This window comes from Microbacterium sp. LMI13-1-1.1, assembly GCF_040815625.1.
In the GTDB taxonomy this organism is placed as follows: domain Bacteria; phylum Actinomycetota; class Actinomycetes; order Actinomycetales; family Microbacteriaceae; genus Microbacterium; species Microbacterium forte.
Genome location: NZ_JBFPNL010000001.1, coordinates 998,990 through 1,013,073, shown reverse-complemented (window position 1 = coordinate 1,013,073; position 14,084 = coordinate 998,990). Strand labels below are relative to the sequence as shown.

Sequence of the window (14,084 nt, the reverse complement as noted above, 5' to 3'; positions counted from 1 at the left end):
ATGGCCCGTTCGGACGACTCTGTCTCGCTCTCCGCGCTGGCCAGGCTGGGGTTCGCCGAGCTCAGCGAGGCGGCGGCGAACCTCACCGAGCTCGCGACGCTGATCGGTGTCGACCGGTCGCTTCTGCTCGCTGAGGCGGATGCTGCTGATCCCGACGCGGCGGTCGAGGGGATGCTGCGCGTGGCGCGGCGCGATGCGGCACCGATCGCAGCTGTGTTCGCAGACCAGCGGGCGCGCAGACGCGCATGGCGGGTGTTCGGGTCGTCACAGGGCTTCGCCGACTTCTTCCTCAGGCATCCGACAGAAGTGTCGGTGCTGGCCGACCGATCGACGGGGCTGCCGTCGGCAGACGAGCTGCGCGAGCGCATGCTCGACGCGGTCGGCGCGCGCGACGGCTTCGCCGATTCGGGCGACGACAGTGCAGTGGTCACGCTGCGCGTGGCCTACCGGCGCAACCTCGCACTGATCGCCGCGATCGATCTGACGGCGTACAACCCGGTGCGGATCGTCGCCGATGTCGCAGCGGCGCTGGCCGATATCGCCGGCGCTGCGTTGGAGGCGTCGCTGGCCATCGCCCGTCGACGGCTCGTCGACACGATGAGTCGCGACCAGGTCGCTGCCACGCAGCTCGCCATCATCGGCATGGGCAAGGCGGGCGCACGCGAGCTGAACTACGTCAGCGACGTCGACGTGATCTTCGTCGGGGGAACCGCAGACGAGGATGTCGTCTCGGAATCGCGAGCGATCGACATCGCGACGCGCCTTGCGAGGGAGACGATGCGCGGTCTGAGCGGCATCGAGGTCGAACCGCCGCTCTGGGAGGTCGACGCGGCGCTCCGTCCAGAAGGCAAGCAGGGGGCGCTGGTGCGATCACTCGGCTCGCACCTGGCCTATTACGACCGTTGGGCCAAGAGCTGGGAGTTCCAGGCGCTGCTGAAGGCGCGGCCTCTCGCAGGCGATCCCGAGCTCGGCGCCGAGTACATCGCCGCGGTGCAGCCCAAGGTGTTCTCCAGCGCCGCGCGGGAGAACTTCGTCGACAGCGTCCAGCGCATGCGCGAGCGGGTCATGGAGCACATCGACCCCGAGGATGCGCCGTACCAGCTCAAACTGGGCTCCGGTGGACTGAGGGACATCGAGTTCACCGTGCAGCTCCTGCAGCTCGTGCATGGCCTCACCGACCCGAGCCTGCGCACCCGCGGCACGTTGGAGAGCCTCGACGCGCTGGTCGAAGGCGGCTACATCGGTCGGGCGGAGGCTGCGTCGTTCGCGGACGACTACTGCGTGCTGCGGCTGATGGAGCATAGGCTGCAGCTCAAAGAGCTCAGCCGCACCCACCTGATGCCTCGCACGCCGGCCGGCTTGCGCGTTCTGGCTCGCAGCACGGGGCTCGGAGAGTCCGGCGAGGCGATCTGGGCTCGTTGGGAGAGCGTCCGGCGTGAGGTGCGCGACATCCACACCCGGCTGTTCTACCGTCCTCTGCTGAGCGCCGTGGCCTCCCTGCCCGAAGAGGAGCGCACCCTCTCGACCGCCCAGGCGCACGATCGCCTCATGGCCATCGGCTTCCGCGACCCGGCGGGCGCTCTGCGACATATCGGCGCGCTCACGACGGGGTTGAGTCGTAAGGCGACCATCCAGCGGCATCTCATGCCGGTGATGGTCCGCTGGTTCGCCGACGGGAGTGACCCGGACTATGCGCTGATCGCGTTCCGCCGCATCAGCGAGCGTCTCGGCGACACCCCCTGGTTCCTCCGGATGCTGCGGGATTCGTCCGGCGCCGCTGAGAGCCTGACGAGGCTGCTGTCGTCGTCACGTTACGTCGGCGAGCTCATGGAATGGATCCCCGAGTCCGTGGCCTGGCTCGACAGCAGCGAGCTCCTGCGTCCGCGCAGCGGCGCGGCGCTCGACGAGGAGGCCAGGGCCATCCAGACGCGTCACAGGAACGTGGGTGACGCACTGCAGGCCGTTCGAGCGCTGCGACGTCGCGAACTGCTGCGCACGGCGATGGGCGGCGTCCTCGATGTGCTCTCGATCGAGCAGATCGCGACCTCGCTCACCGAGATCACCGACGCCACGATCCAGGCGGCGCTGCGCGCGGTCCGGCGTGAGATCGTCACCGCCGATGACGAGGCGTTCGATTTCGCGGTCATCGGCATGGGCCGATTCGGGGGAGCGGAGCTGGGGTTCGGCTCCGATGCCGACATCCTCTATGTGTACGACGCGAACGGCGTCGACCCTCAGCGGGCGCAGTCGCTCGCAACGCGGATCGTCGCAGGACTCCGGGAGCATCTGACCGATCATCGGGTGCCGCTCGATCTGGATGCGGACCTCCGGCCGGAGGGGCGCAACGGCCCGGTGGTGCGGTCGATCGAGGCGTATGCCGAGTACTACCGACGCTGGTCGCTGTCGTGGGAGGCCCAGGCTCTGCTCCGAGCACGAGGGGTCGCAGGCAGCGCCACTCTCATCGCGAAGTTCACTGCCCTCGCCGACAGCATCCGTTACCCCGCGGAGGTCGATCTGCAGGGCACCCGCGAGATCAAGCGGATCAAGGCTCGGGTCGAGGGAGAGCGGCTGCCCCAGGGGGTGGATCCGCGTCGTCATCTGAAACTCGGCCCAGGCACGCTCAGCGATGTCGAGTGGCTGGTGCAGCTTCTGCAGTTGCAGCACGCCCACGACGTGCCTGCACTGCAGACCACGTCGACCCTCACCGCCCTCGGGGCTGCCGTCGACGCGGGATTCGTCCCGGCCGATGCCGCCGATCTGCTCCGCGCCGCGTGGTTGCTGTCCAGTCGCCTGCGCTCGGCGATCACCCTGTACACGGGCAAGACGAGCGACGTGCTGCCGACGGATCCGCGCGACCTCGATGCGATCGGTCGACTGCTCGGTTATCCCGATCGTTCAGCGAGCGTGCTCGACGATGACTACCTGGGGGTGACCCGGCGTGCGCGCCGGGCGTTCGAGCAGCTCTTCTACGGGTAGGCGGTCTCGCGTCGCGTCAAGGGCTGGCGCGCCATTTGCCTTTTCTGCGCCGGTCGCACAGGCTGAGCGCATGACGATCTCGAAGCTCGGTGTGATCTGGAACCCCTCCAAGGTTGACGGGGATTCGCTGCGCGAATCCGTCGCCGCGACGTTCGTCTCCGACGGAGTCGAAACGCCCGTCGAGTGGTGGGAGACCAGCATCGAGGACCCGGGGCGCGGTATGGCCGCCGATGCGGTGGCCGCAGGCTGCGACGTGGTGATCGCCGTCGGCGGAGACGGGACGGTCCGGGCGGTCGCGGAATCGTTGGCGGGCACCGACTCCGCGCTCGGCATCGTGCCGCAGGGCACCGGCAACCTGCTCGCTCGCAACCTCGAGATCCCGTTGAACGACATCCCCGCCGCACTGGAGCGGGTCCGCGACGGCGAGCCGCAGCGGATCGACATGGGCTGGGTCGACCACGACGGCACCGAGCACGCGTTCGTGGTGATGGTCGGCTTCGGCATCGACGCTCAGATGCTGGTGGAGACCGACGAGGACCTGAAGAACCGTGCCGGATGGATCGCTTACGTGGAGGCGATGGGGCGTGCCCTGGCCGGCACCGAGATGACCGACATCACCCTCACGCTCGACGATCAGGAGCCGCAGTCCCTCCGCGGTCACACGATGCTGATCGGCAACTGCGGCATGGTGCAGGGCGGCATCCGTCTCCTGCCGGACGCCGTGCTCGATGACGGGCTGCTCGACATGCTGCTCGTGAGCGCCGATGGGCCGCTGCAGTGGCTCGACACCGTCCGCGCCTTCGTCTGGGAGAACGGCATCCGCCGCATGATGGGCAATGTCGATACTGCGGTGAGCACCGACTCGACGACCCACATCTCAGCCGAACGCATCCGGGTCGAGCTCGCATCACCGCAGACGTTCGAGATCGACGGCGAAGAGGTCGGAGCGGTCTCCGACTTCACTGTGCGGGTCCAGCCCGCGGCGCTCACCGTTCGCTGAGCGTTCCCGGCGGGACGACCTTGCTGTCCTGCGTCGGGAACACGACTTTCTGCACGATGATGATGATGCTGGCGGCGACCGGGATCGCGACGAGCGCACCCAGGATCCCGCCGAGCGCGCCGCCGGCGACGGCCGCGATCACGACGAGGGCGCCGGGAACCGCAACCGCCTTGTTCATGATCCGCGGAGACAGGACGTATGCCTCGATCTGCATGTAGACGAGGTAGTAGCCGATGGCGATCAGCGCTGTGACCGGACCATCGATGAGGCAGACGAGTGAGATGATGATCGACGCGCTGAGCGTTCCCACGAGCGGGATCATCGATCCGATGAATGCGATGAGGGCGAGCAGAGCGGGAACCGGCGCTCCGATGATCGTCAGCACGATCAGGCTCAGGATGCCGTTGATCACGGCGAGGCTCGCCTGGCCCATCACGTAGCGGCCCACGGCGCCCGATACGTCTTCGAGGAGTTCGCTGAACGTGTCGCGCTGATAGAAGGGGACGAACCGCGCGGCCACACGCTTGATGCTGCGCAGCGAGGCCATGAAGTACAGGGTGAGGATCAGGACGATGGTCACGCCCGTGAACCCGCCCGCTATGCCGGCGCCCACCGCGAAGACGCCGCCGCCGATGTCGGCGAGGTTGCCTGGATCCTGCAGGAAGGAGAGGACACCGTTCGCGGCATCCTCGAACGTAGAGCCGAACTGGTCGTTGAGATCCTGGAACCAGGCAGAAGCCATGATGTCCTTGACCATCTGCGGTCCGTCTTCGATGAGGTTCGAGATCTGCTCGACGAGGATCGGCACGATGGCGAGGATGATGCCTGCGAAGGCCAGGACCACGGCTGAGACGACGATCGCGACCGCCGCGGGGCGGGGCAGCTTGCGCTCGATGAAGGAGACGATCGGGTCGAGCCCGAGCGCCAGGAAGAGCGCCACGCCGATGTAGACCAGAACCGTCGCGAGCTGATCGACGATGCCGCCCAACATCAGAGCGACGAGCACTCCCAAGGCGCCGAGCAGGCCGAAGGTGAAGGGGTTGATCCGGGCGATCGCCGCCGCCGCGGTCTTGGGCTGAGCCGGGGGAGTCTCGGTCGTGTGGACCTTCTTCGACTGCAGCCTGTCGTTCTTGCGGCGCATGATGGCCCCTCGCTATTGTTCGTTCGGACCCCTCAGTTGACCAGTCGGTGCGGGGGAAAGCAAGCGCGACACGGCCACGCTCTTTGTGGTGTATGACGTGGTGGATGTCGGATGCCTGTGCGATCGTTCACGCATGGATGCCCTGACACTCAGACCCTGGTCCGCGGGTGATCTCGAGCTGCTGCGTGTGGCGAACACTCCGGAGATGACGGCCCATCTGAACGGCGTCGAGAGCGAGCAGCAGCTGCTCGACCGCAACGCCCGCTACCTCCGCCTGTGGGAGGCGGGAGAGGCCAGAATGTTCGTCATCGAGGACGAGGATCGTCGTTCGCTGGGTTCGATAGGGTTCTGGAACTCCGAGTGGCGTGACGAGCCGGCGTTCGAGACGGGGTGGTTCGTGATCCCTGACGCGCAGGGGAGAGGCGTGGCTTCCCGGGCTCTCGGTCTGCTGATCGATGACGCGAGAGCGCACCGTGGTGACCGCAGGTTCCTGACGGCATTCCCCTCGGTGGAGAACGCGGGGTCGAACGGCGTCTGCCGTCGCAGCGGGTTCGAGATGGTGGGCACCTTCACCGACACATTCCGCGGTGCAGAGCTGACGATGAACGAATGGGTGCTGGATCTCGTCGACTGAGCGCGCGCTACTCGGCCGTCTCGGGCTTGTCGCCCTTCTCGCCCTTCGGCGACGATTCGAACGCTGCGCCGAACGCGACGCCCAACGCCAGGCCGAACGCAACCCCGACGCCCACGTTGTCGAACAGCAGCATCCCTGCCCCCGCACCGATCGGAAGCCCGATCGCCATCCCGAGAGCGATGCCGACACCCGGCTTCTTCGTCGAGTTCTCGGTTGCTTCGGAGTTCTCGTCTGATTCGGTCATACGCAGCACGATACGTAGTCGGACGAGCACACACATCCCCCGCAAGACGGACACGGCGCGGTCTGCGGCGGGCAGGAAGACGAGAACGCCCCCGGGCCACAGCTCGGGGGCGTTCTCGGAGAATTCTGCGGATCAGACGCCGAAGTACAGCTCGTACTCGAACGGGTGCGGACGCTGAGCCATCGGCAGGATCTCGTTCTCGTGCTTGTACGAGATCCAGGTCTCGATGAGCTCCTCGGTGAACACGCCGCCCTCGAGGAGGAACTGGTGGTCCGCCTTCAGGGCGTCGAGCGAGTCCAGCAGGGAGTTCGGGACCTGGGGGATGTTCTTGGCCTCCTCGGGAGGAAGCTCGTAGAGGTCCTTGTCCACGGGCTCGTGCGGCTCGATGCGGTTCTTGATGCCGTCGAGACCTGCCATGAGCTGTGCAGCGAACGCCAGGTACGGGTTGCCCGAGGCGTCGGGAGCGCGGAACTCGATGCGCTTGGCCTTCGGGTTGGAGCCCGTGATCGGGATGCGGATGGCAGCCGAGCGGTTTCCCGCGGAGTAGACCAGGTTGACCGGCGCCTCGAAGCCCTTGACCAGACGGTGGTAGCTGTTCAGGGTCGGGTTCGTGAACGCGAGCACGGCCGGGGCGTGTGCCAGGAGTCCGCCGATGTACCAGCGGGCGACATCGCTGAGCTGGCCGTAGCCGGCCTCGTCGTAGAACAGCGGCTTGCCGTCGTTCCAGAGCGACTGGTGCGTGTGCATGCCCGAGCCGTTGTCGCCGTAGAGCGGCTTCGGCATGAAGGTGGCGACCTTGCCCCACTCCTCGGCGGTGTTCTTTACGATGTACTTGAACTTCAGGATGTCGTCCGCGGAGTGCACCATGGTGTCGAAGCGGTAGTTGATCTCCTGCTGGCCCGCGGTGCCGACCTCGTGGTGCGAGCGCTCGAGGATGAATCCGGCCTCGATCAGCTTCAGGGTGATGTCATCGCGCAGGTCAGCGGTCTTGTCGACCGGGCTGACGGGGAAGTAGCCGCCCTTGTACGGGGTCTTGTTGGCGAGGTTTCCGCCTTCTTCCTCGCGACCGGTGTTCCACGCGGCCTCTTCGGAGTCGACCTTGTAGAAGCTCTCGCCGGCGGTGACCGAGTAGCGCACGTCGTCGAAGATGTAGAACTCGGCCTCGGGGGCGAAGAACGCGGTGTCGGCGATGCCGGTCGATGCGAGGTACTTCTCGGCCTTCTTGGCGACCTGGCGCGGGTCCTTCGAGTAGATCTCTCCGGTGCGGGGGTTGTAGATGTCGAAGATCATCACGAGGGTGCTCGCCTCGCGGAAGGGGTCCATGTAAGCCGTGGTGACATCAGGGATGAGCTGCATGTCGGACTCGTGGATGCTGGCGAAGCCGCGGATCGAGGAGCCGTCGAACAGCTGCCCGTCCACGAAGAAGTCCTCGTCGACAGTGGCCGCAGGGATGTTGAAGTGCTGCTGCACACCCGGGAGATCAGTGAATCGGATGTCAAGGAACTTGACGTCGTTCTCCTTGATGAAGGTCAGCACCTCGGACGAATCTTTGAACATGTACGACTCCTGGATTGCGGATCGATGGCTTCACGGCCATTGTGCACAGTACGTGCGGGGCGTTACTCCACGGTATCCGCTTTGTTTCCAGCATGTTACGCGCCGGTAGGCTGAAGACGTGACGGATGCTGTGAACACGTACCCCGGAGAACGACTCGGAATGCCGCAGACGGGGACGGGCAGTATCGCCCGCCCTGGGCGGCGGATCGGGGCTCTCCTCATCGACTACATCGCCGCGACGATCATCGCCACCGGCTTCCTCGGATACGACCAGTTCGCACTGCCCGCAGAGGCGGGCCTGACGATGTTCGCGCCGATGGGCGTGTTCGCCCTGCTGCAGATCCTGTTCATCCCGACGGCGGGTGGCAGCCCCGGACACCGCATCCTCGGCATGCGCGTCGTACGCCTCGGCGGTGGCTGGGTGGGAGTGTGGCGGCCGATCGTGCGCACGCTGCTCATCGTCATCGTGATCCCGGCGGTCATCTGGGACGCCGACCAGCGAGGTGTCCACGACAAGGTGACGGGACTCGTTCTCATCCGCGCCTGACGCGGCTCACTCCTTGCCGCGGTTGCGGCGTCGTGCCTCGCGCGGTGCGCGACCTCCGAGGAACGAGCGCGCGGGGTCGACGATATAACCCTGTCGCAGCGCCTCGCGACCGATGAGCATGCGGAAACCCATCTCATCTCGGTTGCTCAATGTCACCTCGGCGAGCACCTCTCGGTCATGCAGACGAATGAGCATCTCGACGACGAGTCGCTCCTGCGCATGGCCGGAAGAGCTGCGCACCGCGCGGCGATCGTGCACCGGGGATTCGACGATCACAGCATCCTCCTGGCTGTCCTGCCAGGGCTTCACCCGGAACCGAACCCACGACACGCCGTCGCGCTCGAACTCCTGGATCTGGAATGCGTGCAGCGAAGAGGTGCGGGCGCCCGTGTCGATCTTGGCTTTGAGCCAGTCCACACCGAGATCGGGCAGGCTCACCCATTCTCGCCACCCGATAAGGGTGTTTGAATGGGATGACTTACTCACCCGACCATCCTGGCAGGAAATCCCCCGTGAAGATCGCAGTGCTCTCCCGCGCGCCGCAGGCGTACTCCACCCAACGGCTGCGCGCCGCCGCGCTCCAGCGAGGTCACAACGTCAAAGTGCTGAACACTCTGCGCTTCGCGATCGATCTCACGGCCGACGAACCCGACCTGCACTACCGCGGACGTCAGCTCAGCGACTACGACGCGATCCTGCCCCGAATCGGCAACTCGATCACCTACTTCGGCACAGCAGTGGTGCGCCAGTTCGAGCAGATGGACGTGTACACGCCGAACACGGCGAACGGGATCTCGAGTGCCCGCGACAAGCTCCGCGCGAACCAGATCCTCTCGCGCCACAACATCGCGATGCCGCCCACGGCGTTCGTGCGCAACCGCGCCGATGTGCGGCCCGCCATCGAGCGCGTCGGCGGCGCGCCTGTCGTCATCAAGCTCCTCGAGGGCACGCAGGGGATCGGCGTCATCCTCGCGCCGCAGGTGAAGGTCGCTGAGGCGATCATCGAGACGCTGCACTCGACCAAGCAGAACGTGCTCATCCAGAAGTTCATCTCCGAGAGCCGCGGTCGGGACATCCGCGCGCTCGTGGTGGGAGACCGGGTGGTTGCGGCGATGCGACGGTCCGCAGCCGGAGACGAGTTCCGCTCGAACGTGCATCGTGGAGGCTCCGTCGAAGCCGTCGAGCTCGACCCCGTATACGAACGCGCGGCTGTTCGCTCGGCCCAGATCATGGGCCTGCGCGTCGCCGGAGTCGACATGCTCGAAGGCGATGAGGGCCCGCTGGTCATGGAGGTCAACTCCTCGCCGGGGCTCCAGGGCATCGAGACGGCCACCAAGCTCGACGTCGCCGGGGCGATCATCGACTACATCGCTGGGCAGGTGGCGTTCCCTGAGATCGATGTGCGCCAGCGCCTGACGGTGTCGACCGGCTACGGCGTCGCCGAGCTGATGGTGCACGGCGCGGTCGATCTCGTCGGCAAGACGCTCGGCGAGGCCGGACTCTGGGAGCGCGACATCACGGTGCTCACGCTGCACCGCGGCGTCTCCGTCATCCCTAACCCGCGAAAGCACGTCGTCCTCGAGGCCGAGGATCGACTCTTCTGCTTCGGCAAGCTCGACGAGATGCGATCCATGGTGCCGGAGCGCCGGCGTCGCCGCGCCAAGGTCCGCCGCCTCCCGCGTCAGCCGCTCTCCGAGTGAAACGACGAAGCGCGGCCGCCTCTCGAAGGAGGACGGCCGCGCTTCGTCGTATGCAGGCGTCAGATCAACGAGGGCGCTGCGCTCGGACCTTCGTGGGGTCGATGCCCTTCGGGATCGGCAGCGAGGAGATCGACTGCGACACCGACTCGATGCGTCGTATGACGGCGCCCATGGTGGCCTTGTCGATGACCTTCGGAAGCTTCTTGATCGTCTTGGCGAGGTCGGCGATGGCGACGTCGTCATCGCCGTGGCCGACGTAGAGCACGGTGACAGGCACGCCGTGGGCGACACGGGCGGCCTTGCTGCGCTCGTCGTTCACGAGGCGGGTCAGGCGTCCGCGTGAGCCCTCTCCGACGACGACGACCCCGCCGCGTCCGACCGTGCGGTAGACGGCGTCCTGCGTCTTGGGGTTGATCCCCACCGGCGTCTCGGAGCCCTGCCAGTGGCGACCGAGGCTGGTGCTGAGCACGTGGCCCGTGGCACCGGGCATTCCGTCGATCTTCTGGTACATCGCCGAGGTGGACAGGCGCGTCATCAGGAACATCGCGCCGAGCAGACCGAGCATCAGGCCCGAGATGCCCCAGAGGATGAGGGTCCACACCTGGAACGGCGGGATCAGGTAACCGACGATGAGGCCGACGAGCACACCGAGGACCAGCAGCGCGATCTGAGCCCAGGGCAGCCAGGGGTAGATCTCTCTCGTGAACTTGAAGAGGGACTTGATCTGGGAGAAGAATCCCGGACGCTTCTCGGGCGCGGACGTGCGGTTTGCCATGTGCATAAGAATACCGACTCCGGGAGGCGCTCATGGCGTCGTTCGCGTCAGGCGGATTCCAGGTCGCCATCCTCCTCTGCACAGGTCGTCGATCCCCGCGGAAGCGTCCACATCGCGCCTCCTTCCCACACAGACTCCGTGCGATGCACTGACATGGGGTGATGGCAGATACAGAGGCGCGGTCACGAGGGGCGGTGCTCGTGCCGGGTGCGCATCGCGCGATCAGGAGGATCGACGCGGGCGAAGGACCGTACGCGGGATCGCTGGTCACCCGGGGCGGGTCGGTGGCCGTGCAGGTCGACTCGGAGTCGATCAGCGGGTGGGCGGGGTGGGAGCACGCCGGAGACGATCACGTCGCGGGTCCGCTCGACATCGTGCGTCGATCCGACGGGCATGACGTTCTTCTGCCGTGGTGCACGGAGCGGGTCTCCTCGTTCGTCGGACGCCGTGCCGCAGCCGATGCCTCGCTCGCCTCCGGAGAAATGACCACTCTCGTGGCGAGCATCCTGCGCGGTCTGGGCGAACTCGCGAGAGCCGAGGGGCACGATGAGACCGGCGAGTGGTGGCTCACGGACGACGGACGACCGACGTTCGTGATCGGTGCCGGCGAGACTGCTCGAGCCGCGGCGGCTGCCCTCGTGGCGCGGTTGCGGGAGGATTGTGCCGATCGCACGCTCGCTCGTCTGCTCGTCGTGATCGAGGAAGGGCTCGGCGCCCGGACCGCGAGACCGGGGATGGCGGCTCGTCAGCTCGAGAGGTGGGAGGCCGAGCTGTTCGACACGGCGGCTCCGAAACCGCTGAAGCGAGATGTGCATGCGCCAGCGCTGGCAAGGCATACCGATGCGGCGAGGCATGCGGTCGTGGCACGGCCCGTCGCGCGGCGCCATCTGAGAACCCGCGCGGCGATGCCGCGGGACCGCAGCAGAACCGGGGCAGTGTCGTCTCGCCTCGTCGGTGGGATCGTGCATAGCCTCGTCGGGTATCGAGACGCCCTCGCCCTCCCGCTCGGGCGCAGACCTGGGCGCGGCGTCGTCGAACCATCCGTCCGTCGAACCGAGTCGGCAGACGTGAGCACCGCAGATGGTGGACGTGCTCCCGTTAGACGCGGTCGACGAACCATCGTCGCCGCTGCGGCGGCGGCAGTGGTGCTCGCCGGCGGGCTGCTCTGGCCCGGCGGGGCGACGGGGGAGCCTGACGGGGAAGGCGCCCCCGCCGTGCCGAAGAGCACTCCCCTCGCGAAGGAGGTGCACCGCGTCTCCACCGATTCATCGCCGACGCCCGTGTCACCCGCACCGGATCCGCCGACGCCGGGGGAGGGATCGCCGAGCGACGGATCCGACCCGACGGACCCCGTGGAGGCGGCGCGGATGCTGATCAGTGCGATCGGCATCTGCGGCGAGAACGAGGACAAGGTCTGCGACGGTGCTGTCGCTCAAGGCTCTGTCGGTGTCGTCGATGAGTTGGGCGGCGACAAGGAGGGAGCGCTGCAGCTCCAATCGGTGGATGAGTACGGAGACGTCGCAGTGATCCGGGTGTCCCCGTCTCAGGGCGTCAGCCATGGTGCGGCGTCGGAAGGTGGGGAACGGATGGTCGTGCTCGTGCGGATCGCAGAGAAATGGCTGGTCCGCGACGTGTATGACGTCGCGGACCAGCCAGGGTGATGCTGTGGTCAGGCTCCGAGCTGAGCGGCGAACTGCGCCGACTCGAGGCGGGCCTTCACCGCGCCGAGGAAGCGGGCGGCGTCGGCTCCGTCGATGATGCGGTGGTCGTACGAGAGCGCGAGGTACACGTACGAGCGCACGGCGATCGCGTCCGCTCCACCGACCTTGACGAGACCGGGACGCTTGACGACCGTTCCGGTGCCGAGGATCGCGGACTGCGGCAGGAACACGACGGGGGTGTCGAACAGCGCGCCACGCGAACCGGTGTTGGTCAGCGTGAACGTTCCGCCGGCGAGCTCGTCGGGCTTCAGCTTGTTGTCACGCGTGCGCGCGGCGAGGTCGGCGATCTCGTGGGCGATCTCCGCGATGTTCTTCGACGCGGCATCGCGCAGGACCGGCGTGAGCAGACCGCGCTCGGTGTCGACGGCGATCGACACGTTCTCGGACTCCGGGTAGACGATGTTCTCTCCGTCGACCGTGGCGTTCACGATCGGGAAGGCGCGCAGTGCCTCGGCGGCAGCCAGAGCGAAGAACGGCAGGAACGACAGCTTGTCGCCGGTCTTCTCGAGGAACGATCCCTTGACGCTGTCGCGGTACTCCGCGAGAGCGGTCACATCGACCTCGACCACCGTGGTGAGCTGAGCCGTCTGCTGCATCGACTCGACGGCGCGCTTTGCGAGCACCTTGCGCAGACGCGACATCGGCTGCGTGGTGCCACGCAGCGGCGACACCTCGAGCGGAGCCGGTGCGGCAGGAGCGGCGGCTGCAGCGGGTGCAGACGAGGCGCTCTCCGCGGCCTTGAGGACGTCCTCCTTCCGGATCCGTCCTCCGACACCGGTGCCGGTGACGCTGGCGAGGTCGACGCCCTGCTGCGAGGCCAAGCGGCGCACGAGCGGGGTCACGTACAGGTTGTCGCTCTCGGTCGGGAGTGACAGCTTCTGCTCGGCCTGAGCCGGAGCCGCGGCGGCGCCGCCGGTCGCCTGCTCCGGAGCCGCCTGTGCGGGAGCCGCCACGGGCGCCTCGGCGGCAGGCCGCTCTGCGGGCTTGTCGACGGGGGCCTCCGAGACCGATTCCTTGGCCTCGGGCGCCTCGGCAGCAGACGGCTGCGCGGCAGGAGCCGGAGCTTCTGCGGCGGGCGCGGGTGCCTGTGCCGGTGCGGCCGCGGGGGCCGCTCCGGAGCCGACACGAGCGAGCACAGCGCCCACCTCGACGGTCTCGTCTTCGGCTGCGACGATCTCCTGCAGCACACCGGCGACGGGCGACGGGATCTCGGTGTCGACCTTGTCGGTGGAGATCTCGAGCAGAGCCTCGTCGACCTCGACCGTGTCGCCGATCTGCTTGAGCCAGCGCGTGACGGTGCCCTCGGTGACGCTCTCGCCGAGTTCCGGAAGGACGATGTCAGTGGCGTCGCCGGCGGGTGCGGCCGCGGGAGCCGCCTCGGCGGCAGCGGGCGCGGCGGCTTCGGGCTCTGCGGGAGCCTCGGCCTGCGGTGCGGCCGGCTCGGGGACCTCCTCAGCGGCGGGGGCAGCGGCCGCGGGGGCGTCATCTGCCGGAGCGGAGGCGCTGCCGTCGCCGATGCGCGCGAGCAGCGCGCCGACCTCGATGGTCTCGTCCTCGGCGACGAGGATCTCCTCGATCACACCGGTGACAGGAGAGGGGATCTCGGTGTCGACCTTGTCGGTCGAGATCTCGAGCAGGCCCTCATCCGCCTGAACGGTGTCTCCCACCTGCTTGAGCCAGCGGGTGACGGTGCCCTCTGTGACGCTCTCGCCGAGAGGGGGGAGGACGACGGATGTGCTCATGACTGAGTCTCCTTCAGGAAGTTAAATGACGCGTGTCTAGCTTAGTG

Annotated in this window: 12 protein-coding genes; 6 read left to right on the top strand and 6 right to left on the bottom strand. The window is 67.3% G+C overall.

The annotated features are described in order from the left end of the window. Positions 1–2,976, top strand: a complete 2,976-nt coding sequence (locus MRBLMI13_RS04875; protein WP_042541157.1) for a bifunctional [glutamine synthetase] adenylyltransferase/[glutamine synthetase]-adenylyl-L-tyrosine phosphorylase — start codon at positions 1–3, stop codon at positions 2,974–2,976. Positions 2,977–3,046: 70 nt separating this feature from the next. Then, positions 3,047–3,976, top strand: a complete 930-nt coding sequence (locus MRBLMI13_RS04870; RefSeq protein ID WP_079112886.1) for a diacylglycerol/lipid kinase family protein — start codon at positions 3,047–3,049, stop codon at positions 3,974–3,976. On the opposite strand, the gene MRBLMI13_RS04865 is transcribed toward MRBLMI13_RS04870, so the two are convergent. Continuing rightward, entirely contained in the window at positions 3,963–5,117 is a 1,155-nt protein-coding gene (locus tag MRBLMI13_RS04865; RefSeq protein ID WP_367820049.1) for an AI-2E family transporter, read from the bottom strand. The two genes, MRBLMI13_RS04870 and MRBLMI13_RS04865, sit on opposite strands and share 14 nt — an antisense overlap. A gap of 133 nt (positions 5,118–5,250) precedes the next feature. Here MRBLMI13_RS04865 and MRBLMI13_RS04860 point away from each other — a divergent pair, with 133 nt between their 5' ends. After that, positions 5,251–5,751 (top strand): GNAT family N-acetyltransferase, encoded by a 501-nt coding sequence (locus tag MRBLMI13_RS04860; protein ID WP_367820051.1) that lies wholly within the window; start codon positions 5,251–5,253, stop codon positions 5,749–5,751. 7 nt (positions 5,752–5,758) lie between these two features. On the opposite strand, the gene MRBLMI13_RS04855 is transcribed toward MRBLMI13_RS04860, so the two are convergent. Next, positions 5,759–5,995 carry a hypothetical protein gene (locus MRBLMI13_RS04855; protein WP_367820053.1) on the bottom strand — a complete coding sequence of 79 codons (237 nt, stop codon included), beginning with the start codon at positions 5,993–5,995 and terminating at the stop codon, positions 5,759–5,761. 132 nt (positions 5,996–6,127) lie between these two features. After that, positions 6,128–7,552: a type I glutamate--ammonia ligase gene (glnA, locus tag MRBLMI13_RS04850; RefSeq protein ID WP_079112884.1), complete on the bottom strand. Its 1,425-nt coding sequence runs from the start codon at positions 7,550–7,552 to the stop codon at positions 6,128–6,130. A 160-nt stretch (positions 7,553–7,712) separates the two neighbouring features. Between glnA and MRBLMI13_RS04845 the strand changes: the two genes are divergently transcribed. Continuing rightward, positions 7,713–8,099, top strand: a complete 387-nt coding sequence (locus MRBLMI13_RS04845) for an RDD family protein (RefSeq protein ID WP_153302300.1) — start codon at positions 7,713–7,715, stop codon at positions 8,097–8,099. A gap of 6 nt (positions 8,100–8,105) precedes the next feature. Here MRBLMI13_RS04845 and MRBLMI13_RS04840 read toward each other — a convergent pair whose 3' ends face one another. After that, positions 8,106–8,585, bottom strand: a complete 480-nt coding sequence (locus tag MRBLMI13_RS04840) for an ATP-dependent zinc protease (RefSeq protein ID WP_053096276.1) — start codon at positions 8,583–8,585, stop codon at positions 8,106–8,108. Positions 8,586–8,611: 26 nt separating this feature from the next. Here MRBLMI13_RS04840 and MRBLMI13_RS04835 point away from each other — a divergent pair, with 26 nt between their 5' ends. Further along, a complete protein-coding gene (locus tag MRBLMI13_RS04835) occupies positions 8,612–9,799 on the top strand; it encodes a RimK family alpha-L-glutamate ligase (RefSeq protein ID WP_367820056.1) in 1,188 nt (395 codons plus the stop codon). A 64-nt stretch (positions 9,800–9,863) separates the two neighbouring features. On the opposite strand, the gene MRBLMI13_RS04830 is transcribed toward MRBLMI13_RS04835, so the two are convergent. Next, positions 9,864–10,574 (bottom strand): DUF4191 family protein, encoded by a 711-nt coding sequence (locus MRBLMI13_RS04830; RefSeq protein WP_042541187.1) that lies wholly within the window; start codon positions 10,572–10,574, stop codon positions 9,864–9,866. Positions 10,575–10,735: 161 nt separating this feature from the next. On the opposite strand from MRBLMI13_RS04830, the gene MRBLMI13_RS04825 reads away from it, so the two are divergent. After that, complete coding sequence (locus MRBLMI13_RS04825) at positions 10,736–12,235, top strand: hypothetical protein (protein WP_367820058.1); 1,500 nt, start codon at positions 10,736–10,738, stop codon at positions 12,233–12,235. A gap of 8 nt (positions 12,236–12,243) precedes the next feature. Here MRBLMI13_RS04825 and sucB read toward each other — a convergent pair whose 3' ends face one another. After that, positions 12,244–14,037, bottom strand: coding sequence for a 2-oxoglutarate dehydrogenase, E2 component, dihydrolipoamide succinyltransferase (gene sucB, locus MRBLMI13_RS04820; RefSeq protein ID WP_367820060.1), 1,794 nt, complete (start codon positions 14,035–14,037; stop codon positions 12,244–12,246). Positions 14,038–14,084 lie beyond the last annotated feature (47 nt).